This window comes from Chryseobacterium rhizoplanae (assembly GCF_900182655.1).
Classification (GTDB): domain Bacteria; phylum Bacteroidota; class Bacteroidia; order Flavobacteriales; family Weeksellaceae; genus Chryseobacterium; species Chryseobacterium rhizoplanae.
Genome location: NZ_FXTC01000002.1, coordinates 202,238 through 226,361 on the forward strand (window position 1 = coordinate 202,238; position 24,124 = coordinate 226,361).

Sequence of the window (24,124 nt, forward strand, 5' to 3'; positions counted from 1 at the left end):
GAGTGGGTACTGCCAAACAGAAACACAGCAGAAACCCTTGTAAATTATATAACTTAAAATAAATTTATTTAGATGAGTCAATTTGTACACGTAATCATGACAAGATTCAATGTTCCTACAAAAGGCTGGAACGAAACACGTTCAGGATATAAACCTCTTACTGAAGAATGGCTGGATGACCGCTTCAAATTATTCAGAACTTACGTGCTTCCTTCTTATAAAAATCAGACCAATCAAAACTATGTCTGGCTTACTTTTTTCGACACCAATACATCGGATAAGTTTAGAAAAATTATCAAAGAAATTGAAACAGAATACCCAACTTTCAAAGCGGTATTTGTAGAAGATTTTGATGTAATGAAAACAAAAGCAGTAGAAATAATCCCTCAATATTTCACCCCTGAAACAAAATTTGTAATCACCAGTGAGCTGGATAATGATGACATGCTTCATCAGGACTATATAAAAACGGTACAAGAGCATTTCAAACCAATTCATGACCTGGTCATAGATTTAAGAAGAGGATACCAGCTTACCATGTTTCCGGACCGTAAAGCGGTAGTGAATGTTTACAATGCTGTAGTAAACCCGTTTGTAAGCTTAGCAGAAAGTGTAGACAACTTCAAAACGATGCTAAAAGAAAGAGCGCACAACAGCTATCGTCATTACCCGAATTTTTCTGTGGAAGACAGTAAAGAGATGTATATCCAGGTCATCCATCAGTACAACTTAATGAATGTTACCTTTAAACATAAAGCTGTGCCTGAAGTAGATTTTTCTGAATATGGAATGACAGAAGATACTAAATTTACCATAGACGGGTTCAAGACGTTTCAGCATAATATTGCCAGAGTACCATTTGTAATGGGACTTATTTTGAAAAAGATATTTAAAAAATAAGATTCATCCAGTCATGAAGCTTAACAATCTCCAGATATTAAGAGGGATTTCAGCCTTATTGGTATGTTGCTTTCATTTCCGTGAAACAATAAATCTGCCCGGACTGAATCTTGGCGATATTCTCTTTAAAAAAGGTAGTATCGGTGTTCCTGTATTTTTTATTATCAGTGGATTTATCATGGCTTTCACCACTCAAAAAATAAATTTCAGTAAAGATTCTTTTCAGCAGATCACTTTATTTTATAAAAGAAGGGTGATCAGAATTGTTCCGCTGTATTATCTTCTGACCTTCGCAGCAATGATACCAGGAGGCAGTTTTCTCCTGTATTTTCATGGCGCAGGACTTTATGAACTTATCCATTCATTATTATTCCTTCCCACAAAGAAAGAATTCCCGGTGCTTTTTTTGGGCTGGTCCTTAAATTTTGAGATGTTCTTTTATCTCATATTCGGGCTCTCATTATTTTTTAAAGAAAAAAGATACTATTTCATTGCAGGCTTCTTCATCCTTACTTCAATCCTGGGATATTTTATCCATTTTGAAAGTCCATACCTTCGGATGGTAACTCATTCACTGAACCTTTATTTTGTTGTGGGAATTCTTTTTTCACTTCTACTAAACAGGTTTACAATTCCAAAGAATTGGGCTGCATTACTTTCTGTAACAGGAATCGTATTATTTACATTGGTACTGCTTAGCATTATCCCTGTAGATAATGATATGGTTAAGCTGGCCATTATCTCCCTGTTTGTATTTTCTTTCTTAACTTTTGATTATGTATTTCAGTTTAAAGGAAACAAAGCCTTTATTTTTCTGGGAGACATTTCCTATTCACTATACCTGTCACATCCTTTTGTAGAAATTGCTTTAAAAAGATTTAAAGTTGGAGGTTACCTCAGCTTTCCCTTTTTCCTATTTAAGATTGCTCTGGTCATTATAGTGGCATCACTTCTGTATTATTTGGTTGAGAAAAGAGTAACCAATTATTTAAAAATTAAATTAAAAGCATAAATCCGATACCAATGAAAATTTCAGTAATTATTCCCGTTTACAATGCCGAAAAATATGTTTCACAGGCCGTAGATTCCGCGCTTCAGTTTGAGGAGGTATATGAAGTGGTACTGGTAGAAGACAAGTCTCCGGACAACGCACTGCAGGTCTGTAAGGAACTTGCTGAAAAACATAGTAGGGTAAAGCTTTTTCAACATCCTGACAAAGGCAATCACGGAGCAGGTGCCAGCAGAAATTTAGGACTGGAAAAAGCGGAAGGAGATTTTATTGCTTTCCTGGATGCGGATGATTACTATCTCCCCAACCGTTTTGATGCAGAAAAAGAACTGTTTCCTAATAAAGATGTAGATGGGGTGTATGGTGCCATCGGAGTTCACTATTATTCGGAGAAAGCAAAAGAGCAGTATTATAAGGTCTTTGGAGACCGTCTGACTACAGTTTACAAAAAGCATTCTCCAAAAGATGTATTTCCGGGACAGCTTAATATGATAGGAACTTTCGGACTTTTCAGCATCGATGCTTTGACCATCCGTAAGAGTTCTTTAAAAAAGATGGAGTATTTCTTTAAAACTCATTTAAAGCTTCATCAGGACACTGAATTCCTTTTCAGACTCTCCTACTACCTGAATTTATATCCGGGGATTCTTGATAAGGCAGTAGCCGTAAGAGGAGTTCATGAGAATAACAGGATTACCAAAATAGATTCCAGAGAAGTGAAACCGGCCTCCACAAGAGTTGTATTGTGGAAAGAGGTTAACCATTGGGCAGAGAATGAAAATACCATTCCCGATGATGTTAAGCTTCATATCAAAAGAGTATACAGAAGTTTCCAGATCGCCAATGCTCCTCTATTCAAAAAATGGGGAATGATAACGAAATACCTGCTTACGGATTATAAAAGTATACGTTCGGGGTTGTATAATATTAATTTCAGAAACGATTTGTTCTAACAACACAATCAAACTAAATATTTAGTTTTTATTTTTTTTATCGCTTACCAAAATGAATCTTTCTCAAAAGATCACGCATTGGTTTTTCAATACACTGATAAAAAATTGCAGAACTGAGCAGCATAACAATAATGTAAATTACAAATACAATATCAATACTGAACGTGTAGTTCTGCCACTTTAAAAACTCTCTGACCAGATAAAGAACTGGAATATGAGTAATGTATATACCATAACTTATTTCTCCCAGATATTCTAGAGGTTTAAGTGAAAAGAGCTTACTTACTTTTCCATTGTTAGCAGAAATCAGAAGAATTGCCGGGACAAACAGTAAAGCCATCAACCCGTTGTGGTAAAAAAGCGGAACAAACATCAGCGACACGAGGATCAGTAAAAAGACCGCAATCACCTGACGATCGTAATTTTTCTGCTTATAATTTCTCACGAAAAATATTCCTGCCAGATTTCCGATCAGAAATTCATTAAGATGCCAGAAAGGAAAATAATAAAGAAGCTCATGGCTTTTCGTATGTGGCCCTTCATACGCTCCATACATAGGATAAAGGTTTGAAAACACCTGAGTAATCAGCCAGAGTCCAATGGCAAATACCCAGATCATTTTATTTTTCTTTGCGTAGAAATAATTATATAAAAACGGAAAAAGCAGGTAAAAGAAAAACTCAACAGAAATAGACCATCCCGGAAAATTAAGAATCATGGCTTCTCCCGGTATCCAGCTCTGAATGCCCAATCCGTATAAAACCAGCTTATACCAATCAAACATTTCATATCTGGTCATAAAATACAGCAGAAGTCCCAGCATATAAAGCGGATAAATTCTGGCAAACCTGTTTTTATAAAACTCCAGATAATCAATTTTTTCCTTTTTATGATAAGCAATGATCATGATAAACCCTGAAAGAATAAAGAAATAACTTACCCCTACATTCGCTCTCAGAAAAAGATTGGAAATGTAATCTATCTTATATAAAAACAGATCTTTATTGAAATGGGAAATAACAATTGCCATAGCGGCAACAAACCGGGTAAATGTAATCTGACTTATCTTCACAGAACCGCAAAATGCTTTACTTTATCAAAACACAGGAGACTCAACGCTGAGGACTGTTTTTATTACTATAAAGTGTTAATTTTAAGGCACAAAAATAAGATTTATTATTATAATTATGTAAAACAAATTATATTTGTAGGCTACAAATGTGAAAATAAATTCAGGTATGCTTTATGAAATTTTAGCAAAACTTCAACGGAAAAGCCAGATTTCACTTCTCAAAAAACACCCTAACGTTTCTTTCAAGGGGATAAAGCTTGGGATCAGTGATCATTTCATTCTGCATGAAAATGTAAAGAAAGTGACTATTGGTAATGGTGTCAGTTTCAGAAATTATGTACACGTTCTTGTACAGCAGAATGCCACTTTAGAAATCGGGAACAATTTTTTCATGAATAACTTCTGTTCCATCAATTGTCTGGACAGTATTTCAATAGGTGACAATACATTATTCGGAGAAAATGTAAAACTGTATGACCACAACCATGCATATCAGACCCATCCGGATTTTAAACTGTCTCATGCTGAATTTACCACATCTCCCATCAGAATAGGAAGCAATTGCTGGCTTGGAAGTAATGTTACCGTTCTAAAAGGAGTCACTATCGGGGACAACTGTATTATTGGGGCAGGATGTACCATTTACAAAGATGTGCCTTCCAATACAACCGTAATCAATCATCAGGAATTAATATTTAAGGAACATTCATGAAGTTTTCTATTCTTATAGCCCATTATAATAACGCTCATTTTTTCAAAGACTGTTTTGAAAGCATACTTCAGCAGACGTATACAGACTGGGAAGCCATTATTCTGGATGATGCCTCCTCTGAAAGCGAAAAGAAAATGATCCGGGAAATGATTTCAGGTGATAAAAGGTTTAAATTTTTTGAAAATGAAAAAAATTCCGGTGTAGGTGTTACGAAAAGTAAACTGATTGAGCTCGCAGAAGGGGAAATCTGTGGATTTTTAGATCCTGATGATGCTATCAACCCTACAGCCATTCAAAAATGTATGGAGATTTTTCAGACTAAAAAAAATACAGTCCTTACCTATTCAAGGTTTATGACGTGTGATCAGAATCTGAAACCTATTTCTCCGTTCAGATCTGCAATGCAGGTACCGAATGGTGATCCTTATTTTTTTAATTTCCCGATTCAGATCGCTCATTTTGTCACTTTCAGAAAAGCAGTGTATGAACAGACTGAAAAAATGAATCCGGATTTGAAAATCGGTGAAGACCAGGATCTGTACCTTAAAATGTATGAAAAGGGAAAAGTTCAGTTCATTAATGACACCAACTATCTCTACAGAACCCACCAGGGGGGAATTTCCCAGAATGACAATAAAAAGAAATCCCATGAGTATTTTGCACAGGTGATTTTCAACACCATGAAGCGCAGAGGACTTACCACCATCAATGGCCAGAAAATTCCGGATCATTATACAGGTGCGGATGAAATATTCGGTCTGCTACAATATCAGCACAAGCTTCCTTTCCGTATCAAGAAAAAAATAAAAATTACTTTACAATCAATCTTCGGATAATGATAGAAAAAAAAATAAAAATTTTGTTCAGACACCGCTCCATGGAAATGGGAGGCGTAGAAAAAGTACTGTTGGGACTTCTCAACAATCTGAATCCTGACAAATTTGAAATGACGGTATGCCTTACCCTTAATCAGGGCAAGTTGCGTGATGAACTTCCGAAACATATCAGAAAAATATACCTTACTGATGGAAAAGAAGATTTTTCAGACAATGCTCTGCTTCAAAAACTTCAGCTTGCCAAGAGAAGGTTAAAACTTCGTAAACTGAAAAACAACCCAGCCATTGCTGACAGGCTTATCAATGATACCTTTGATATAGAAATCGGGATGGATTACAGGGATTATGATGCTATTCTCAGCTCTACCCATAAGAATTCAAAAAAAATCGGATGGTTTCACTCTGAAATCAATGTTCCTAAATTTCAACCTTTGGTCCCGGATATTTTAAAGAGTTTTCCTCAGTTTGATCATATGGTCTATTGCTCTCACAAAATAAAGGATATGATGCATCAGTATTATCCTGATCTTAATTATCCCGCTGAGAGCGTTATTATCAATCCAATTCCTATCGAAGAAATAAAGCGAAAGGCTGAAGAAAAGCTTGACAACTTCCCTGAAGGACCTGTTTTTGCGTCTATCGGAAGGCTTCATTCAAGAAAAGGATATCATAAACTTATTGAAGCCCATACAAGGCTTATCAACGAAGGATTTCATCACACTATCATTGTCATTGGCGATGGTGATGAAATGAAGAACCTTAAAGCTCAGGTCGCAAAAAATAATGTTGAAAATACATTTATTCTGGCCGGAAATCATATGAATCCTTATCCGTACATCAAAAAAGCAGACTACTTTATCCTTCCTTCCGAATCTGAAGCATGGCCTTTGGTAATTGCTGAAGCATTAATCCTTCAAAAGCCTATTATTGCAACGAATGTAGGTGACGTAGGGCTGATGATCAAAGACCGGGAAACAGGCTATCTCATCAGCTATGAGGTTGATGAAATGTATTCGGCAATGAAGACATTTTTAACAGATCCCAGCCTTGTTCTCCATATCAGAGAAAATCTTAAAAATATTGAAAGTCAGTTCGACAATAAGAAAATATTTGACAGCGTAGAAAATATAATAGAAACGCTGTACAAAAAATAAATTACTGTGCAGAATATCCTCCGTCAATGACAAGATTGGTTCCTGTAACCCATCTTGAAGCATCGGACAATAGAAAAATACAAGCATTCGCTACATCTTTAGGATCACCTATTCCCAGCGGATGCTTTTTTATGATTTCTGCTGAAGCTTCTTCACCAATATCTTCAAACATTTTTTCCAGAATCGGGGTATTCACCATGGCAGGGCTTATGCTGTTGACGCGGATATTACTTCTGCAAAGTTCCATTGCCAACGAACGGGCACCTGAAATGACAGCCCCTTTACTGGCAGAATAAGCTGCTTTTCCAGCCTCTCCTACCATTCCTGCAACGGAAGAAATAAATACAAAACTGGACGTCTCTTCTTTATATTTTTTTAGAGAAAGGATTTTAGCAATTTCAAGTCCGGCAATGACATTCACTGCAAATATATCCTGGTACAACTGAGGATTGTGCTTTTTTAACGGTAATGTTTTCTCAATACCGGCACAGTGTATCAATCCTGAAATCTTGCCTAAAACTGAAACTTTATCTGCAATAACTGCTTCAAGATTTTCAGATTGGGTAATATCTTCAGCAATGATCTCAAATTTGGTTTCAGGATTCAGCAGAGCAACGGTTTTCATCAGTTCTTCCTGGTTTCTTCCCACAAGAATCAAATCTGCGCCGCTTTTGCTGCATTCTACAGAACAGCTTCTCCCTATTCCGGAAGAAGCGCCTGTAATGAGAATAATTTTATTTTTTAATGAGAAAGCATCCATTAATCTTCAAAATTTTCTTTTCCTATAACATTCATCAGATCTGAAACAGTTTCGATATCTTTAAAATGCTTGGTATCAATTTTTTTGCTGAAATTTTCGTCTACAAATGCAATAACGGAAAGTAAACTGATAGAGTCATAGCTTTCCAAAGATTTTAAATTCGTTTCAGTGGTCAATGTTTCATCTTCCTCCAATTCTTCCTGTAGTTTTTCTAAAAAAACGGATGTCTTCATATTTTATAATTTTAAATGTTTGTTATTTTAAATTTCCATAATGGTTGCTCCCCATGAATACCCAACTCCAAAGCCTGCCATTAAAACTTTATCTCCTTCCTTCAGCATCCCTTTATCCATCATGTTTTTAAGGGCAATAGGAATGGTTGCAGAAACAGTGTTTCCGGTATTTTCCATATCAATATAGAACTTTTCAGCCGGTATTTTTGTTTTCTTTCTTAAATAATTCAGCATAAAAGAATTGGCCTGGTGAAAAACAAAATGATCAATATCATCCATGGTCATTCCGTTCACTTCAAGGGTTTCTTTTACCAATCCCGGGATATTTTCAATGGTAAAATTAAAAATCTCAGGACCATTCATATAAATATTTTCAGGGCTGAATTCATGTTCTGGGTTCAGCTCAAAGTCTTTTTTGAAAGCTCCTTTCTTCACGATAAGGTTTTCAGCACCGCTCCCATCTGTTCCCAGACAGAACTGATAATCATTTCCCTCTGCTTTTTCAACAATTGCTGAAGCTGAAGCATCCCCAAATATGCTTCGGTTTCCTTTATCATCGGGATGAATATGTTTAGTGTACGTTTCTGAAGTCACCAAAAGAATACTCTTTGCAACTCCAGCAGCAATCAATCCTTTCGCAAACGCTAATCCATACACAAACCCTGAACAGCCAAGATTAAAATCTATAGCTCCGATATTTTTTCTAAGCCCCAATCTGTCCTGCAAAATACAGGCCGTTGTAGGCAGAAAATACTCCGGACTCTGTGTACAGAACAAAATAAAATCTACTTTGTCCCGGTCATAGTTTTCGAAAATTTTTTCTGAAGATTGTACAGCCATATCCAGCACCGTTTCGTTGTCTGAAGAAATATGACGTTGAGAAATACCTACTTTCTCCTTGATGCGTTCGGAACTCCATTCGGGGAACAATTTTTCAAGTCCCTCGTTAGTTAACACCTGCTGAGGCAGATAATATTCTATTTTTGAAATTTTCATCATATTAATAAATTCTCTTTCTTTGCAAAAGTAACGAAAACAACTTTACACTTGTGATGATTTTTATATTCAGAATCTTATTAAAAATAGACGCTCTCTATCAATCTTTTTTGAATAGAGGCAGTCTTGAAGTGGCTAAATATAGAGGCATGAAGGTAGGAAAAAACTTCAATATGCCCGATAAAGTGTATTTTGGAACTGAACCTTACCTTATTGAGATTGGTGACAATGTGAATATTGCCGGAGACGTAAGATTTGTAAATCACGGCGGAACCACTACTCTGTTGAGAAGACTTCCCGGATATGAAGATGCCAGAATTCTTGGAAGAATAAAAATAGGAAACAACTGTACAATTGGTCTCAATGCTGTAATCATGCAGGATGTACAGATTGGTAACAACTGTATTCTGGGAGCTAATTCTGTGCTGTCACAGTCTATGCCAGACAATACGGTGTTTATTGGAAACCCGGCCCAATTCTTGTGCACCATTGAAGATTATGGTGATATTGTCCTTAAAAACAACCCGGAATATCCCCGTGAATTGGAAAAAGACAGGAAAAAACTGGATGCCTATATCAAAGAAAATCTTCCTCACAAGTATAAAAAAGCAAGAAAAATTAAATAAATTTAATCTTGTAAAATCATAAAAGAAACAAATTGAAAAAGAAAAAACTCCTCATTCGTATAGGTTCATTACGTCATGGTGGTGCAGAAAAAGTATTAATCAACTTTCTGAAAAATCTTCCTCCCGATAAATATGAAGTAGACCTGCTGGTCAACCTCTATTCGGGATTATATATTAAAGAAGTCCCGTCATGGGTTACTTTATACTATTTGACAAAAGGAGAAATGATAACGACCAACAGGCCGCAGGATATTCCTGTGAAAGCTTACAGGGTTCTTTATCAGAAAATGTTTCTTTGGTTCCCTTCTCTTCTTTATAAATTTGTTTTAAAAGATAAAAAATATGATGTAGAGATTGCAGCCATTCATGCCATGCATCAGGAAATACTGTCCAGCCCTCAAAAGGATTCCAAAAAGATTATCTGGGTACAGAATGATATCTTCAATCTGAAAGAATATACTCCGGAAGTCATCAGACAGTTTTTCAGGTTTGACAGAATTCTTGTGATTTCCAACAAACTGCAGGAAGGAATGCATAATCTGGCTAAAAATGAGGCGGAAAAGGCTTCTGTGATTAAGATTTTTAATCCAATTGATAGGAATGACACCTTAAGAAAGGCAGATATTGAAATCAATGATTATCCTTTCAACAGTGATCTTCCTACTTTTGTAACGGTAGGAACCGTGTATCCTCAGAAAGGGTATGACCGATTGTTGAATGTTCATAAAAAACTGATCAATGAAGGGTTGAAACATCAGCTTTTGATCATTGGTGACGGTTATGATTTTGATAAAACCCAGGATCAGCTCAATGCACTGGGGCTTCAGGATACGGCAAAAATGCTGGGCTTCAGCAGTAATCCGTACCCGTATATGAAAAAGGCGGATTTCTATATTATGTCATCAAGGCATGAGGGATTCCCTACGATCATTGCCGAAGCTCTTATTCTCAACAAACCCATTTCTGCAACGGATATTTCCGGTATCAGAGACCTTCTGCAGGACGGGAAACTGGGCAATATCACTGCAAATTCTGAAGAAGGAATATACGAAGGAATGAAAAAATTTCTTACCGATAAAAATATCACTGAAGAATATAAAAAACAGATCTCAGCAACAGAACTGCCGTTTGTACTGGAAAAATCTGTGGAACATCTTCAGAAAATAATTGATGAAGTATAAAAACATTGACAATGGCTGATTATTCTATCATTCAAAAAGACTTTTACCGGGAAAGCGGAAAGTGGCTTTCAACATTTCAGATCTGGAAAAAGTGTATTAATCCCAATCTTCATTTTGTTTACATTCTGAGAAAGGCTCAGAAGTATCAGAAAAGCCCTTTTTTGAATACGTTCTGGAGAATTGTATTAAGACATTATCAGATCAAATACGGATTTCAGATTTATCCTGAAACTCAGATCGGGGAAGGTTTTTATCTGGGCCATTGGGGAAGTCTTGTCATCAATCCGAAAACAGTCATTGGAAAGAACTGCAATATCGCACAGGGAGTTACCATCGGCCAGCAAAACCGTGGAAAGAACGAAGGTTCCCCAATTATTGGTGATGAAGTCTGGATAGGTACCAACGCAGTTATTGTAGGGGCTATCATTATCGGAAATAATGTATTGATTGTTCCTAATTCTTATGTCAATTTTGATGTTCCATCCAATTCTGTTGTCATTGGAAACCCGGCAAAAATCATCCCTACTCCTAATGCCACAATGGATTATATCAACCGTAAAGTATAGTCATTTCAGCCAGTTATAGTAAAAATTCTACTTGTATTTATCGGTAATTTCGTGTAAATTTGTAAAAAAGGCATTGTTTAGTTATGAAATAACGATACAATTACCCGGCTTTATAAACAATATCATGTTGTATAATCCGTATGGTTCCAATGTCACTTTTTCTAAAAAAAATCACTTAATATTAAAAACACAACCCAAACGTATTATTAATTTAAAAAAATAAATTTTGATGAAAAAAATACAATTCAAATACCTCTATTCCTACCTGCGCAATCACCTTTATAAAGCGCAAAAACACAACCAGTTATAAACTGTAAAACTGATCTTCAAAAGTTTCTTTTTGAGTTGATACAATATCCGCAATCTCTAAAGAATTATTATCTGATATTAATTCTTCCTATGCAACATATGATTCTGATATTCAGCTCTCACGTTGAAAATTCTTAAGAAAGATTATAAAAACGATCTTAACAGCCCCGAAAACATATACACAAACATGCTCAAAAAAATAATTCCCATTCTTCTCATTATAATATACCTAACAGGTTTTTTGATTTCATTCCCTTATATCTTTGATAATTTGTTTGGACCCGAAAAATTAGACAGTATCCGGAATATTTTTGAGTATGGAATTATGTTTTGTTCGTTTCTTGTATTCAATGCACTTCTTTTTAAGAATAGGTATACGTCTGTAATTGCTGTTATTCTCTGTTTATTATTGAGCATTAACTTTCTGATATCAGTATCCTGTTTTCTTATCTACCATTCCGGATTTAATGTAGGAATGGCGATCAGTATTCTTGAATCTAATCCTGATGAAGCAATGAGCATGTCTTATATGTTTATTCTTCCAGGCATTTTGTTTTTCATTTTTCTGGGAATGGTACTGTATTCTGTGAATTATCTTAAAAAAAATGTAGTCAAGATTGATGCTAAATTTATCATTATTGCGCTACTGTGGCTTATTTTACCATTCGGATATCACCTTAAACATACCTATGTAAGCAATAAAGGAGGAGGCAGGATGATCAAGAATGTTTATTATCATTTATCTGATTTCAATACCGCTTTGAATATACAAAGGGACATTAACGAAATAAAAAAGAATATTCCGGTTTTCAACATCAAAAAAATACAGCCGGGAATAGAAAATGTAATTCTGATCATCGGAGAGTCTGAAAGAAAGCAGAATATGTCACTGTATGGCTATCATCAAAAAACAACTCCTTATACTGACCAGCAGGCTCAAAACATGATGATTTTTGACAATGCGGTTTCTCCTGCAGGAATTACCAACCTAAGTGTTCCTTTAATGTTGTCCAGCATTCATCCGGATGAATTCAGATATCGTTATGACAAGCTATCCTACAATATCATCAATCTGGCTAACCAAACCGGATACAACTCTTTCTGGCTCAGCACACAGGCAAGCGCAAGAGGAATAACGGCCATCGCTTCGATGTCTAAAAATAAAAAATGGGTAAACGGTTATGATGAAGTGATTGTTCCGGAACTGGAGAAGGTCATTCAGAAAAAAGAGGATAAATTTGTGGTTCTCCACATCATGGGAAGCCATCCAAATCCATGCAACAGACTTCCTCCCAACTGGAATTCCGAGAACCTAAACTGTTATGACAGCTCTATAAAATATACCGATTATGTCTTCAATAATATTTTCCGAACGTTGAAAAACACCAATTCTGTAGTCATCTATGCGTCAGATCATGGACTTAAATTACAGGGTGACAAATTACTGCACATAGACTCTAAAGAATCTACTCAGGTTCCGTTTTTTGTGTGGTATGGTGATAAGGTTCCAGCAACGTATAGAATCACCGGACATGAAACCAAGCAGACCCAAACGACTTATATCTATCCTCTGATTATGAAATACATGGGTCTTGAGGCACCTCAGCATTATAAAAATGAAGGAAATAAATATTTAAACTTAGAGATGAGAAGTCTGGAATATGAAAAACTGCCGGAGTAGAATATAATTTCTGTATGAAAGGAATCTATATCACAGCTATTCTTTTATTGATCAAATAAGCAATCAATAGATTAGGAACCCAGCACAGCCAGGCAACGGCGATATAAGAATTCTCGGGATCCCCGGTAATATTGGTTAACAAAGGATACCACAATCTCAGTGTTACCGCAGCAAAAGTACAGGCATAACTGTAAATCATAAACTGTTGATGCATCACAACATTACCTTTTCTTATCTGCCCAACTGCGATAAGAGTTGTTATCAGCCAAGTACATCCTAAGCTGATAAAACCCATTGCGGAAATCACTCCGCCATTGGCATAAAAGCCCATATAAACAGCTGAAACAGAACTTATGACCACTGCAATTACGTAGATACTTCCAAGCTTCCTATGGATCTTGACATATTTATTCCTGAATGAACTGCCAAACTGACGCCAACCCATAAAAAGCGCCAGTCCTCCGAAAATGATATGGGCAAAAAATGCAGTTTTCCAGATGATATTATGAAGCACTTCAGGAGATTTGGAACCTAAAAAGGTATGTTTATGCTCCACAAAAGCATAAAGAAGAGGATAAGCACCAATAAGCAATGCCAACACACACATGATTACAAATAATAATTTTCTCATAGAGGTCTGATTCAATTTTTCTGTAAAAATGAGGATTATAAACGCTTCATCTGTTCCAAAATGAAAGGTGGAACAAATATTTAAACCACTAGAATAAAACAACTTATCCTTTAAAAAACAATAAGGATGTTATTCCATAGTAATACTCTGACTTTTTAAAAATTCTCTCGGCGAGCAGTTCATGTATTTTTTAAAATTCCGGTTAAAAGAGGTTTTTGAATTAAATCCACTCTCAAATGCCAATGAAAGAATTGTAAACTTTCCATTTTCAGGTAATATTGCTATTCTCTTGAATTCTTCAATCCGCTGACGGTTGATGTAATCGTAAAAGTTTCTATTTTCAACAAAATTGATGGTTTGAGAAAGTATATTCGGGTGAACACCCAAAAGCTTTGCAACATAATTAAGGTTCAGTTCAGGGTCTTTATACAATTTTTCCTTTTCCATCTGAATCACCAGTTTATTATATATACCCTGTATTGCTTCTTCTCCGGCAAAAGTTTTCTCATATTTTGAAACTTCGGGACTATTTTCAACTGCAGTTTTTTCAATAATACCCTCAGTTTTTACTACTGAATAATCCAGAATACCCACCCAGCTGATTCCAAAATAAGCTGCAACCAGGATAAATAAAACAACCATGAAAAAAATAAGAATATCATTCCTGATCACAACGGCAATCCATATCAGTGCTATTCCGATAATAAGATAATATATCCAATTCAGATTGATTTTCTCAGTATTTGAATATTGATTGGAAATTGCTTTCTTATATTTTCTGACTGCAATAAGGCTTAATCCTACATACAGAACCCCAGAGACAATCATAAGTATTTTGATTACCTGGCTCAAGGTTTCATATCCTTTTCCTTTATTCTGATATACTGCTGCTCTATCTTGAGGAGTGAGAAATAAAAACTGAGATAAGGCGATATAAATCATCACAACCGGAAGCCAATGCAGCAGCCAGATCTTTTTAACGGAGTTTGGGTTGGTGACACACAAAATATACAAATACAGCATCGGGCCATGCATAAAAGGAAAGGGAATCTCGAAACCAATGAGGGAAGGAAAATTCAAATAACCATCTCCACGAAATAAAACAAAGAAAATAAGATGCATTCCTATGATCATAAACCATATCGCCAGCACATAATCTGCAGTCACCTTTTTGGATTTCCCCAATATCAGAAAGGATGAAAAAAAGGCAATAAAAATTCCTGCCCAGTAAAATAGTGGTGATAAAGATTGTAAACCAAACTCAGACATCAAATAGATAGATTATCAAGGTGTTAAATTATTCATTTTTTGACATATATGACCGCTTTTAATGTGCTTTTCTTGAAACATCTCTATGATCAGACGAATAAATTAAGAATATTTTAATTTACAAATCCCGAATTTTAATTTATACTTCGTAATTTTATCCTGGTTTAAACGTTTGGATTACCCTATAAGCCTAACGGCTGTAAAACAAAGTATACCAGAATATCAGATATGATTTTAAGCATATTTTAATATTAAACTTTGTTAAAAGTGATTGAATTTTTAACAAAAAGTATATTTTTGTACAATTATTGATTTAGTCTATTGATTTTGGAAATAATTTAAACGAAATAAATAATTATAAACTTTTAAAAATTTAAAATTATGTCACAATCGTACGAGGTTATTTTCGAAAACAACAAAAAATGGGTAGAATCCAAAGTAGCTGAAGACCCGAATTTCTTCAAGGAACTTGCAAAAACTCAGCACCCTGAATTCCTCTATATCGGATGTTCAGACAGCAGAGCCACAGCAGAAGAACTGATGGGAGCAAAGCCGGGCGAAGTATTTGTTCACAGAAACATTGCCAATGTTGTCAATACTTTAGATATGAGTTCCACAGCCGTTATTCAATATGCTGTAGAACATCTGAAAGTAAAGCACATTATTGTGTGCGGACATTACAACTGCGGTGGTGTAAAAGCAGCGATGACGCCTCAGGATCTGGGATTATTAAATCCCTGGCTGAGAAACATCCGTGACGTTTACAGATTACATCAGGTAGAGCTGGATTCTATTGAAGACGAAAGCAAGCGTTATGACAGACTTGTAGAGCTTAATGTTCAGGAGCAGTGCATCAACGTAATCAAAATGGCCTGCGTACAGGAAAGGTATATTTTAGAAGAACAACCTATTGTACATGGCTGGGTATTTGACCTTAGAACAGGTAAAATTATTGATCTGAAGATTGATTTTGAGAAAACCTTAAAAGACATCCAGAAGATCTACAATCTTACGAGTTCAGATTGGGTAATGAGCAGAAAGACCAAGTAGTTTTTCTAAAAAGAATGTAAAATGAAATTCTGGAGTATTATTGTATTAACGTTTTTTCTGAATTTTACAGCGCTGCCAGGCATTGCTGCGGTAGCGGGCTGGGATATTGCAAGAACGAATATAATAATCAACGAAGAAGAACCACATTCTCATCCGTCCTCATTTATTGTTTACGAAAAGACTATTCCGAAACCTTTGGACGTTTTTGACTATCTGAAGTTTTCCGAACCTGATTTTCAGGGCGTTTCTTTTGTACTGATAGATGATTCTTTTCATTTATCACCTTTACTTACTATATTTTCTCCCCCTCCGGAAGCGTAACTCCTATAGTTAGATTTTTTTGATACTATTTCCATATCATTTTTGATATCGGATACGCACGTACTTTAAAAATTATTTTTTCTCAACTTTTTATAATTGACTTATTTAAAAACAAATAAGCCGGTTATACTTTACAGCTTCGCATTATGAAAAAGACATCATTAATAGGAGGAATCAAGGAGAATTTTCCTTCAGGACTCGTGGTATTTTTAGTAGCACTTCCGTTGTGTTTAGGAATTGCTTTAGCATCAGGTGCTCCCCCATTATCCGGTATTATTGCCGGTATTGTAGGCGGCCTGGTAGTAGGAACAATCAGTAATTCTAATATCTCAGTTTCCGGGCCTGCAGCAGGTTTAACGGCAATTGTTTTAACAGCTATAACAGATCTTGGTGCATTTGAGCTTTTCCTTTGCGCAGGGATTATTGCAGGACTTATTCAATTGGTTTTAGGGTTTGTAAGAGCCGGAAGTATTTCCAATTACTTTCCCAATAACGTGATTGAAGGAATGCTTGCTGCCATAGGAATCATTATTATTCTAAAACAGATTCCGCATGCTTTAGGATTTGACAAAGATTATGAAGGTCATGAATCTATTTTTGATAATGGATTAAACTTCGGCTATTTTACAGAATTATTGGGAGCCATCCATCCGGGTGCCATTGTTATTACCTTAGTTTCTGTAGCAATTCTTATTGCATGGGATAAAATCCACGTACTGAAAAGGATGAAAATGCTTCCGGGAGCACTAGTTGCCGTAATTGTAAGCATTCTTCTGAATCAACTCTTTAAGATGTCCGGTAGCTCTCTGGCTATCCAAACCCAACATTTGGTTTCTTTACCTGTTCCACAGTCTTTTGATGATTTCAAAAACCTGATTACCACTCCGGATTTTAATGGTTTCACAAATCCCAAAGTATGGATTGTAGGAGCAACAATTGCTATTGTAGCCTCTATTGAAACGTTACTTTGCATCGAAGCATCAGACCGATTAGACCGACAGAGAAGAATTACAGACACCAATCTAGAGCTTAAGGCGCAGGGAATCGGAAACCTTATCAGTTCATTTATTGGTGGTCTTCCAATGACGTCTGTTGTCGTAAGAAGTTCTGCCAACGCAAATGCCGGAGCAACTTCTAAGATGTCGGCTATTATTCACGGGATATTTTTATTGATCTGCGTACTTTCTATTCCTGTTATTTTAAATTTAATTCCATTGGCGACTTTGGCTGCGGTATTAATTTTAGTAGGATATAAATTGGCAAAGCCAGCTACATTCAAGCATTTCTGGAAGTTAGGAAAGTTCCAGTTTATTCCGTTTGTAGCAACGGTGGTAGCGGTAGTGGCAACAGATTTATTAAAAGGAGTCGGAATTGGTCTTACCATCTCTGTTTTCTATATTCTTCAGGGAAATATGAAAAGAGCTTATTATTTAAGCAGAGAAAGGCTGGATGATGCAGATGGAATCAACATAAAACTGGCTGAAGAAGTTTCATTTTTAAATAAAGCGGCGATCAAAAAAACACTTAAAAATATAAAACCAAACTCTACAGTGATTATTGATGCCAGAAGCACTTCCTACATCGCAACCGATGTACTGGAAATGATTCAGGACTTTGCCAATATCCGTGCAAAGGAACAGGATATCAATGTAGAGCTTATAGGCTTTAAAACTTCATACAGAGATTACGAAAGAAGTGAGGATTCCCATATTCTGGTTACTCACAAAAGAGCCATGTAATCTCAATAATTAATTAATTTTTTTAACTTTAAATTCGAAAACAATACATAATATGAAAGCACATACATACGAAACCCAGTCTACTATCACTCCGGAAAAAGCATTAGAATTCTTAAAAGAAGGAAACCAGAGATTTGTAAATAATCTTAAAGCAAACAGAGACCTTCTAGAACAAGTGAATGCTACCCGTGAAGGACAGTGGCCGTTTGCTGTAGTTTTGAGCTGTATAGACAGCCGTACTTCTGCGGAACTTATCTTTGACCAGGGATTGGGAGACGTTTTCAGTATCAGAATTGCCGGTAATTTTGTTAATCAGGATATCCTTGGATCTATGGAATTCGGCTGTAATGTTGCCGGGTCCAAGCTTATCGTAGTTTTAGGCCACACGAAATGCGGTGCTTTGAAAGGAGGCCTTGATGCGGCGCAGATTGAAGGATTGGGAATGGATAACCTTAACCACCTGATCAATCATTTCAACCCTATCATCAATGACATCATTGAAGAAAATGAAGAACGTTCATCAAAAAACAGTTCACTTCTTGAAAGACTTAATCATCAGAACGTAAAAAGTGCGATTGAAGATATCCGTAAGCAAAGCTCAACCCTTAATAAGCTTGAAGCAGAGGGTAAAATTAAAATCGTTGGAGCAAACTATGACGTTGAAACAGGGGCAGTAACCTGGTTATAAAAAAGTAAAACTCTTACATTTCAATTATAATTTACAGAAAATGCCATCGGAATCCGGTGGCATTTATTTTTTGATGCAATTGTACTGAGACAAGCCAGAATTAAATTTTCACTCTTCTATCATCTGCTGCCTACAATCTGTTCACTACTTCCCGTTAAAGGCAGACATCGTATTATTCAGGCCTGCAAACACAAAAGAAAGACTGGCTTTTGAAAAGGTTTCAATTCTCTCGGCAAGCTTTGCCGCTTCTTCCTCATTCCAGGTTCCTAATACATAATCTACCTGTCGTCCGGCAGAGAAATCAGCAGAGATCCCGAAACGAAGCCTTGCGTAATTCTGAGTCTGCAATACTTCATTAATATTTTTAAGCCCATTGTGGCCTGCATCAGAACCTTTTCCTTTCAATCTTAAAGTCCCGAAAGGAAGGGCGAGATCATCTGTCACAATCAATACATTCTCCAAAGGAATATTTTCTTTCTGCATCCAGTATTTCACTGCATTTCCGGAAAGGTTCATATAAGTATCGGGTTTAAGGATAAAAACTTTTCTGCCTTTATGTTTTCCTTCTGCCAGCCAGCCAAAATTGGAGGTATTGAATGATACTTCAAGCGTTTCAGCTATTTTTTCAGCTACTTTAAAGCCTATATTATGTCGTGTATTTTCATATTCTGAGCCTTTGTTGCCAAGCCCAACGATTAAATATTTCATCAGAAATTTTTTGCAAAATTAAGAGATAAAAAATAAAAACTCAACCTTATGAAAGATTGAGTTTAAATATTGTTAAAAAAGTCTTCTATTGTGGTTTGTAGATATAATTAACGCCATATCCTTTTGTCATGTAAGTCTGAGGATCATAAACGTAATTGGTACTCTTCACAATCGGAGTTGGAATAGGTGGCGAAAGATCTGTCACTGACCATCTCTTAGGATTGTTTGGAGATAAAATAAGACTTTCTTTATCATTGATTACTGTAGATAATAGTCTTGAAATCTTATATACGTGCGGCAATAATGTGAACGGGCTCACCTGATCGTCATACGCATAATACTCATAGCTATATTTTCCTGTAACAGCACCGAATGCACCTCCTGTCATCGTTCCGTAGTATCTTACTACTTTAGATACATTGTCTCCTACATAAGTATAGGCTGTTTTAGAATAATCTGTGAAATTAAGCGGTGCTCCCGGAACGTCCGGACCGTTTCTCATAATGATTGAATCCAGTTTCCCTGTAGCAGTACTGTACTTAACCTGGTAAGCCGTTTTCTCTTTTTTCAGTAATGTCTGTGGTCCTGGAGGATCTCCCGGTATTATAGGCGGAGGTCTTCTGAATATTGAACGGTTTTCAGAAATCAGCTGCAGTTTGTTATTATTTCCATAAGTGAACAATTGACTGTATGATACACTGTCCTTATCAAGTTTTCCGTTTCCGTCAAGATCCAAAAAGCCATTGAAATTAATCTGGCTGATCTTATCTCCACTGTACATGATATTAGTAACTGAAGCACTGTCTGTAAGCACTTTAGTTACTAAAAGTCCGCTGTATTGATATTCTGCGATAGTATCTTTATCTGTAATTTCTCTGTATAATGCTCTGGGACCGCTTAATCCCCCTGTATTATTAAGATCCAATAATGGATTCCCATCCTCATCGAGCATGTCCTTGCAGGAATGTATTGAGGAAAATCCTGCGATGAGTAAAATAAAATAGAAAATTTGTTTCATTTCCTTGTAATTGATTATTTTTTTGACAAATATAATTTTTTTTACCTAAAAATTATATGATTATTTTATATTCCGGTAAGATTAATGATTATCTCTCTCCTATAAATTTTTATAGGTGAAAACAACATTCTGATTTTTCTCTACGACCGCATACCCCTGATTATCATAAGAATAACTCTGGGCTGTATTCACTGAAGAAGCCGGTGGCGGCAATTCTATATACATTGAAGTAGGATTATTCGGAGAAATCTTATAGAACTGAGCCGGATTTATCAGACTTCGTGTGATGAAATAAACCGGTGAAAGTGTAGAGTAAGGGCTCTTCTGAGCATCATAGTTCTGAAAGCTATACTTGCTTACTACTGCAGTACCCATATTCGGGTTCCCATTGATATCCAATATTCCTTTGGAACAAACTACCTGAATAACATTTTCGCCGTTATACACGAAAGTATAATCTATAAATTTGTTATAAGCACTGATTCCGCCTTCTTTTCTCTTCTCAAGAATCTTAGTAAGTTTATTGGTCGTTGCATTATAAGTAAAAGTATAGTCACTTATGACAGAAGCTGATGGTGTGGCGCCCGTTGCAGTAGAAGTGGCATTGTAAATCTTTTTACCTGTAGCATCAGGAACAATATTAAATTCATACACCAGGCTGGTTGCCGCGGAACTTACATATTTAATTTTTGTAATATCCTTGTTGGTATACGTTATCGTTCCTGTATAAAAAGCACCTGAAGCAGATTCATCTTTAGAGACTGCAGTCTGCAAATCTCCGGTTACTGCTGCTGTAGTATATTCTTCCTGAGAAATATTATTAGCACTCACTTTTGCTAAAACCTTTTTAGGCGGCGGCCCATCATCCGGATTCGGGATAGATTCTGTGGGATCTGAGGTAGTATTACATGCTGCCAGCAGCCCAAGAAAAGCGATACCGGCAAACATTTTTAAAAAATAGTTTTTTACCATATAGAATTTTTTTAGCTTGCCCAAATATAATTCAATTTTCGATAATACACTTCAATTTATATGGACAAATTCACAAGAAATAGAGTTAATAAACAAAAAAAATCTAAAAACATAACGTTTTTAGATTCCTAATTATTGTATTATTATAAAAATTAATAAGGCTGCAATATAGATGTTGTCAAAACAGATTGTGACATATCACTATTGAGATAGTTAGCATCCACAGCTCTTCCTATGCCCAGTGTTGTTCCTGAGAGAGCTCTTTTGATACAGGCCACCTTCACACTATATTGGTTTTGAGGAGTAAGGTTTGTAAGCGTAGCGTTAAGATTAAAAATCTTATATGCACCACTATCACCTAATAAAACATCTGTTCTTACTGCTTTAAGTTTATCATTAATAAAAATGCCGCAGGCAAAACTTGCTGAGCCTGTTCCTGTTTTTTGAACCGTAGTCTGAAAGGAAAATGTAGCTTTATTTACCATATTGGTTACAGAGAACGTATCCACTGTTCCCGGAAGCACAGTCCAGTTCCCCGCTAAAGCATCTCCATCATTATAAGGAGTAGTTGCTCCGTTTGGCGCCACAAAAGTAACTCCTGTTTTATCAGCAACTGTATTGATTGAAAAAACAGACATACTTCCTTGTCCATCTGCAATTTTTATCGCCTTCCAGTCATTGGTAGCCAGGTCTGCATTATTGTGAAATATATCACCTGCTGTTCCGGCAGATCCTCTCAGTACATCTGTACCTCCTGTTCTTAATTCTTTTCCAACATTCAGATCTCCGTTTACATCCAGCATGTTAGTCGGATTAGGAGTATTAATACCCACTTGGGCAGTAGCTGCAACAGTGAACAGAAGTGACGTTGCAAATAATATTTTTTTCATAATCCGCTTTAGTTTATAATGGTGTTAAACACTTCTGGAACTTCATACACATCTACTTTAAGAGATGACTGTGAAATAAAGCCATTAATATTGGTATATACATTCGTTCCTATCGTAAGGGTATTGCCGGACGCTCCATAAGAACCCAATCTTGTACAGGCAACATCTACGGTGTGATCTCCTTTCGCAAGATTATCTACAATACCAATCTGAGTATGGGTAAGGAAAGGATATGTACTGCTGATTGCTTTTAAGTTTCTCTGTCTCAGATTCACCAGTTTATTGTCTACAAAAATTCCACAAGCATAATCTATTGAAGTATCTGTAGATCCAGCCGCTCCGAAGTCCGCCTGCACAACCGTTTCAAACTGGAAGTACGCTTTACTCTGAGTACTGAATACACTGATCACTTGTGAAAGATTGTTTATTTTTTTAAAATTAGTAAGAGTGCCGATGTCTTTTCCTTTGGTAAAAGTTCCCCCTCTGGAAGTTAAACCTACCGATGAATCCTCAGAAGAAGAAAATGAAACCCCTACTTTATCTGAAAAAGAGTTGTTATAAATCAGGTAAAATTTATTAGGCTCATATTCGGGAATACGAAGCGATTTCCAGATCGGGGCATAGCCTTCTCCCTGGGAAACCAGCAATTGGTCATTATTCCCCTGAGAAATTGAGTTATCGGTGGTGTTAAGAACCGCAATTTTATTTCTTAGATTTACATCTCCGTTTACGTCAAGCGTGGCTTTAGGAGTATCTGTTTTTATTCCTACCTGAGCTGAAGCCAAAAGCCCTATGGTAAGAAACAGAGTTGATAATAGTTTTTTCATCATTAGTTGGTTTTATAGCTCACGTATTCAATAACGTCCATTTTCATAGTAGATTCCAAAGTAAATGCACTTGAAGCTCCGTTTGAAGCCTGTACATTACGTCCGATAGCAAATTGTGAATTAGAATTTGAAGTATCAATCTTTCTGCATGCAATATCGATCGTATGAGCTCCAACAGGAACGTTCTGTTCTGTATAATTAAGGGTAAAGATATAGTCCTGAAGACCATTCTTTCCGCTGTTATTATTAGAAGCAATTCTGTCCGGGCGTACCGCTACCAGAGTTCCGTTTCTGAAAACACCGCAGGTAAATCTTACACTTTCCATCGTTGTAGAGGTAGGCGCTTTGATTTCGATCCCTGTCTGAAACTGATAGGTAAGTCTGTTCTTACCATTTTTGATAGTGAAGGTATTCTTTAGCCCATCAATTTTTTTCCATATTCCTTTGGTAGCATCAGTAATATTATCTCCAACACTGTTTTTGTAAACACCATCACCGGCAGTACCATCAGTAAGTGATATAATACCTGCTTGATCTGACGACAGATAAGAGTTGATCAACTTATACTGTCCCTCTTCCATAAAGGAAATGTTCAAAGACTTCCACACGGGAGGCAAACCCTCACCCTGAGAAACCAAAACCTGGCCGTTTAACCCGGCATTTCCAGCCTGAGTTGAAGTCCCGCCTACTCTAAGTTCTTTTCTTAAGGTGGTTTTTCCATTCACGTCAAGAACAGATTTAGGTTTTGCAGTACCTATTCCCACCTGTGCGTTAGCGCAGAGTGAAAGAAGTCCAGCTGCGCAGCAATATATAATTTTTTTCATAATAAGGACTGCAAAGGTACGCAATGAAGTCCTAAAAATTCCAGTTATATATCCATAAACCTATAGAAGTAAACACATTACAGCATAGAATTAATCACACATAAAAGTAGAATTATTTCTACATAACTCCACTTTTTACTTAAAAAAAAGATCCATTAAGGTCTCAAACCCTTACTGTACGGGAATCTACAAGGTATTT

26 protein-coding genes are annotated in these 24,124 nt (G+C 36.3%); 14 read left to right on the forward strand and 12 right to left on the reverse strand.

From position 1 onward, the window contains the following. Positions 1-72: 72 nt before the first annotated feature. From FN817_RS06195 to FN817_RS06205, 3 genes are read left to right on the forward strand one after another with little or no spacing between them, the layout of a single operon-like run. Positions 73-900 (forward strand): glycosyltransferase, encoded by an 828-nt coding sequence (locus FN817_RS06195; RefSeq protein ID WP_142717184.1) that lies wholly within the window; start codon positions 73-75, stop codon positions 898-900. A 13-nt stretch (positions 901-913) separates the two neighbouring features. After that, positions 914-1,912, forward strand: a complete 999-nt coding sequence (locus FN817_RS06200) for an acyltransferase family protein (protein ID WP_142717185.1) — start codon at positions 914-916, stop codon at positions 1,910-1,912. 11 nt (positions 1,913-1,923) lie between these two features. Then, on the forward strand, positions 1,924-2,862 hold the full coding sequence (locus FN817_RS06205) for a glycosyltransferase family 2 protein (RefSeq protein WP_142717186.1): 939 nt from the start codon (positions 1,924-1,926) through the stop codon (positions 2,860-2,862). A 37-nt stretch (positions 2,863-2,899) separates the two neighbouring features. Here the strand turns inward: FN817_RS06205 and FN817_RS06210 are convergent, their stop codons facing one another. Beyond that, positions 2,900-3,934, reverse strand: a complete 1,035-nt coding sequence (locus FN817_RS06210; RefSeq protein WP_142717187.1) for an acyltransferase family protein — start codon at positions 3,932-3,934, stop codon at positions 2,900-2,902. 166 nt (positions 3,935-4,100) lie between these two features. Between FN817_RS06210 and FN817_RS06215 the strand changes: the two genes are divergently transcribed. The 3 genes from FN817_RS06215 to FN817_RS06225 are packed head-to-tail and all read left to right on the forward strand — an operon-like array spanning position 4,101 to position 6,636. Further along, positions 4,101-4,646 (forward strand): acyltransferase, encoded by a 546-nt coding sequence (locus tag FN817_RS06215; protein ID WP_142717188.1) that lies wholly within the window; start codon positions 4,101-4,103, stop codon positions 4,644-4,646. Beyond that, on the forward strand, positions 4,643-5,482 hold the full coding sequence (locus tag FN817_RS06220) for a glycosyltransferase family 2 protein (RefSeq protein WP_047422307.1): 840 nt from the start codon (positions 4,643-4,645) through the stop codon (positions 5,480-5,482). The genes FN817_RS06215 and FN817_RS06220 overlap by 4 nt, the downstream gene beginning before the upstream one ends. Further along, a complete protein-coding gene (locus FN817_RS06225; RefSeq protein WP_142717189.1) occupies positions 5,482-6,636 on the forward strand; it encodes a glycosyltransferase in 1,155 nt (384 codons plus the stop codon). Before FN817_RS06220 ends, FN817_RS06225 begins: the two co-directional genes overlap by 1 nt. 1 nt (position 6,637) lies before the next feature. Here the strand turns inward: FN817_RS06225 and FN817_RS06230 are convergent, their stop codons facing one another. From FN817_RS06230 to FN817_RS06240, 3 genes are read right to left on the reverse strand one after another with little or no spacing between them, the layout of a single operon-like run. Next, positions 6,638-7,396: an SDR family NAD(P)-dependent oxidoreductase gene (locus FN817_RS06230; protein WP_142717190.1), complete on the reverse strand. Its 759-nt coding sequence runs from the start codon at positions 7,394-7,396 to the stop codon at positions 6,638-6,640. Next, a complete protein-coding gene (locus tag FN817_RS06235; protein WP_047380387.1) occupies positions 7,396-7,629 on the reverse strand; it encodes a phosphopantetheine-binding protein in 234 nt (77 codons plus the stop codon). Before FN817_RS06235 ends, FN817_RS06230 begins: the two co-directional genes overlap by 1 nt. Before the next feature lie 27 nt (positions 7,630-7,656). After that, positions 7,657-8,628, reverse strand: coding sequence for a 3-oxoacyl-ACP synthase III family protein (locus tag FN817_RS06240; RefSeq protein WP_142717191.1), 972 nt, complete (start codon positions 8,626-8,628; stop codon positions 7,657-7,659). 146 nt (positions 8,629-8,774) lie between these two features. On the opposite strand from FN817_RS06240, the gene FN817_RS06245 reads away from it, so the two are divergent. From FN817_RS06245 to FN817_RS06260, 4 genes are all read left to right on the forward strand, one after another. Next, positions 8,775-9,251 carry an acyltransferase gene (locus FN817_RS06245; protein ID WP_228408609.1) on the forward strand — a complete coding sequence of 159 codons (477 nt, stop codon included), beginning with the start codon at positions 8,775-8,777 and terminating at the stop codon, positions 9,249-9,251. Positions 9,252-9,283: 32 nt separating this feature from the next. After that, on the forward strand, positions 9,284-10,432 hold the full coding sequence (locus FN817_RS06250) for a glycosyltransferase (RefSeq protein WP_142717192.1): 1,149 nt from the start codon (positions 9,284-9,286) through the stop codon (positions 10,430-10,432). An 11-nt stretch (positions 10,433-10,443) separates the two neighbouring features. Continuing rightward, on the forward strand, positions 10,444-10,998 hold the full coding sequence (locus FN817_RS06255; protein ID WP_142717193.1) for a serine O-acetyltransferase: 555 nt from the start codon (positions 10,444-10,446) through the stop codon (positions 10,996-10,998). A gap of 634 nt (positions 10,999-11,632) precedes the next feature. Next, positions 11,633-12,988 (forward strand): phosphoethanolamine transferase, encoded by a 1,356-nt coding sequence (locus tag FN817_RS06260; RefSeq protein ID WP_167498820.1) that lies wholly within the window; start codon positions 11,633-11,635, stop codon positions 12,986-12,988. 25 nt (positions 12,989-13,013) lie between these two features. On the opposite strand, the gene FN817_RS06265 is transcribed toward FN817_RS06260, so the two are convergent. Both FN817_RS06265 and FN817_RS06270 read right to left on the reverse strand, forming a co-directional pair. Beyond that, positions 13,014-13,619 (reverse strand): DUF2306 domain-containing protein, encoded by a 606-nt coding sequence (locus FN817_RS06265; RefSeq protein ID WP_142717195.1) that lies wholly within the window; start codon positions 13,617-13,619, stop codon positions 13,014-13,016. A 129-nt stretch (positions 13,620-13,748) separates the two neighbouring features. Next, positions 13,749-14,888 (reverse strand): helix-turn-helix domain-containing protein, encoded by a 1,140-nt coding sequence (locus FN817_RS06270; protein WP_142717196.1) that lies wholly within the window; start codon positions 14,886-14,888, stop codon positions 13,749-13,751. Between the two features lie 381 nt (positions 14,889-15,269). On the opposite strand from FN817_RS06270, the gene FN817_RS06275 reads away from it, so the two are divergent. From FN817_RS06275 to FN817_RS06290, 4 genes are all read left to right on the forward strand, one after another. Further along, positions 15,270-15,938, forward strand: coding sequence for a carbonic anhydrase (locus FN817_RS06275; RefSeq protein ID WP_142717197.1), 669 nt, complete (start codon positions 15,270-15,272; stop codon positions 15,936-15,938). 21 nt (positions 15,939-15,959) lie between these two features. Then, positions 15,960-16,259: a hypothetical protein gene (locus FN817_RS06280; RefSeq protein ID WP_047380370.1), complete on the forward strand. Its 300-nt coding sequence runs from the start codon at positions 15,960-15,962 to the stop codon at positions 16,257-16,259. A 146-nt stretch (positions 16,260-16,405) separates the two neighbouring features. Further along, positions 16,406-17,998 (forward strand): SulP family inorganic anion transporter, encoded by a 1,593-nt coding sequence (locus tag FN817_RS06285; RefSeq protein WP_142717198.1) that lies wholly within the window; start codon positions 16,406-16,408, stop codon positions 17,996-17,998. A 52-nt stretch (positions 17,999-18,050) separates the two neighbouring features. Continuing rightward, positions 18,051-18,686, forward strand: coding sequence for a carbonic anhydrase (locus tag FN817_RS06290; protein ID WP_142717199.1), 636 nt, complete (start codon positions 18,051-18,053; stop codon positions 18,684-18,686). Between the two features lie 144 nt (positions 18,687-18,830). Here FN817_RS06290 and pth read toward each other — a convergent pair whose 3' ends face one another. From pth to FN817_RS06320, 6 genes are all read right to left on the reverse strand, one after another. Beyond that, on the reverse strand, positions 18,831-19,394 hold the full coding sequence (gene pth / locus FN817_RS06295; RefSeq protein WP_142717200.1) for an aminoacyl-tRNA hydrolase: 564 nt from the start codon (positions 19,392-19,394) through the stop codon (positions 18,831-18,833). 85 nt (positions 19,395-19,479) lie between these two features. Further along, complete coding sequence (locus tag FN817_RS06300; RefSeq protein WP_142717201.1) at positions 19,480-20,412, reverse strand: hypothetical protein; 933 nt, start codon at positions 20,410-20,412, stop codon at positions 19,480-19,482. Between the two features lie 99 nt (positions 20,413-20,511). After that, positions 20,512-21,384, reverse strand: coding sequence for a hypothetical protein (locus tag FN817_RS06305; RefSeq protein WP_142717202.1), 873 nt, complete (start codon positions 21,382-21,384; stop codon positions 20,512-20,514). Between the two features lie 152 nt (positions 21,385-21,536). After that, positions 21,537-22,274 (reverse strand): hypothetical protein, encoded by a 738-nt coding sequence (locus tag FN817_RS06310; RefSeq protein ID WP_142717203.1) that lies wholly within the window; start codon positions 22,272-22,274, stop codon positions 21,537-21,539. A gap of 8 nt (positions 22,275-22,282) precedes the next feature. Further along, entirely contained in the window at positions 22,283-23,101 is an 819-nt protein-coding gene (locus FN817_RS06315; protein WP_228451491.1) for a hypothetical protein, read from the reverse strand. A gap of 2 nt (positions 23,102-23,103) precedes the next feature. Next, positions 23,104-23,925, reverse strand: a complete 822-nt coding sequence (locus FN817_RS06320) for a hypothetical protein (protein ID WP_142717205.1) — start codon at positions 23,923-23,925, stop codon at positions 23,104-23,106. Positions 23,926-24,124: the final 199 nt, after the last annotated feature.

What these genes read in the sequence shown, in the direction of transcription:
- FN817_RS06195 (WP_142717184.1), top strand. Translation starts at nt 73, where the DNA reads ATGAGTCAATTTGTACACGTAATCATGACAAGATTCAATGTTCCTACA.
- FN817_RS06200 (WP_142717185.1), top strand. Translation starts at nt 914, where the DNA reads ATGAAGCTTAACAATCTCCAGATATTAAGAGGGATTTCAGCCTTATTG.
- FN817_RS06205 (WP_142717186.1), top strand. Translation starts at nt 1,924, where the DNA reads ATGAAAATTTCAGTAATTATTCCCGTTTACAATGCCGAAAAATATGTT.
- FN817_RS06215 (WP_142717188.1), top strand. Translation starts at nt 4,101, where the DNA reads ATGCTTTATGAAATTTTAGCAAAACTTCAACGGAAAAGCCAGATTTCA.
- FN817_RS06220 (WP_047422307.1), top strand. Translation starts at nt 4,643, where the DNA reads ATGAAGTTTTCTATTCTTATAGCCCATTATAATAACGCTCATTTTTTC.
- FN817_RS06225 (WP_142717189.1), top strand. Translation starts at nt 5,482, where the DNA reads ATGATAGAAAAAAAAATAAAAATTTTGTTCAGACACCGCTCCATGGAA.
- FN817_RS06230 (WP_142717190.1), bottom strand. Translation starts at nt 7,396, where the DNA reads ATGGATGCTTTCTCATTAAAAAATAAAATTATTCTCATTACAGGCGCT.
- FN817_RS06235 (WP_047380387.1), bottom strand. Translation starts at nt 7,629, where the DNA reads ATGAAGACATCCGTTTTTTTAGAAAAACTACAGGAAGAATTGGAGGAA.
- FN817_RS06240 (WP_142717191.1), bottom strand. Translation starts at nt 8,628, where the DNA reads ATGATGAAAATTTCAAAAATAGAATATTATCTGCCTCAGCAGGTGTTA.
- FN817_RS06245 (WP_228408609.1), top strand. Translation starts at nt 8,775, where the DNA reads ATGAAGGTAGGAAAAAACTTCAATATGCCCGATAAAGTGTATTTTGGA.
- FN817_RS06255 (WP_142717193.1), top strand. Translation starts at nt 10,444, where the DNA reads ATGGCTGATTATTCTATCATTCAAAAAGACTTTTACCGGGAAAGCGGA.
- FN817_RS06260 (WP_167498820.1), top strand. Translation starts at nt 11,633, where the DNA reads ATGTTTTGTTCGTTTCTTGTATTCAATGCACTTCTTTTTAAGAATAGG.
- FN817_RS06265 (WP_142717195.1), bottom strand. Translation starts at nt 13,619, where the DNA reads ATGAGAAAATTATTATTTGTAATCATGTGTGTGTTGGCATTGCTTATT.
- FN817_RS06270 (WP_142717196.1), bottom strand. Translation starts at nt 14,888, where the DNA reads ATGTCTGAGTTTGGTTTACAATCTTTATCACCACTATTTTACTGGGCA.
- FN817_RS06275 (WP_142717197.1), top strand. Translation starts at nt 15,270, where the DNA reads ATGTCACAATCGTACGAGGTTATTTTCGAAAACAACAAAAAATGGGTA.
- FN817_RS06280 (WP_047380370.1), top strand. Translation starts at nt 15,960, where the DNA reads ATGAAATTCTGGAGTATTATTGTATTAACGTTTTTTCTGAATTTTACA.
- FN817_RS06285 (WP_142717198.1), top strand. Translation starts at nt 16,406, where the DNA reads ATGAAAAAGACATCATTAATAGGAGGAATCAAGGAGAATTTTCCTTCA.
- FN817_RS06290 (WP_142717199.1), top strand. Translation starts at nt 18,051, where the DNA reads ATGAAAGCACATACATACGAAACCCAGTCTACTATCACTCCGGAAAAA.
- pth (WP_142717200.1), bottom strand. Translation starts at nt 19,394, where the DNA reads ATGAAATATTTAATCGTTGGGCTTGGCAACAAAGGCTCAGAATATGAA.
- FN817_RS06300 (WP_142717201.1), bottom strand. Translation starts at nt 20,412, where the DNA reads ATGAAACAAATTTTCTATTTTATTTTACTCATCGCAGGATTTTCCTCA.
- FN817_RS06305 (WP_142717202.1), bottom strand. Translation starts at nt 21,384, where the DNA reads ATGGTAAAAAACTATTTTTTAAAAATGTTTGCCGGTATCGCTTTTCTT.
- FN817_RS06310 (WP_142717203.1), bottom strand. Translation starts at nt 22,274, where the DNA reads ATGAAAAAAATATTATTTGCAACGTCACTTCTGTTCACTGTTGCAGCT.
- FN817_RS06315 (WP_228451491.1), bottom strand. Translation starts at nt 23,101, where the DNA reads ATGAAAAAACTATTATCAACTCTGTTTCTTACCATAGGGCTTTTGGCT.
- FN817_RS06320 (WP_142717205.1), bottom strand. Translation starts at nt 23,925, where the DNA reads ATGAAAAAAATTATATATTGCTGCGCAGCTGGACTTCTTTCACTCTGC.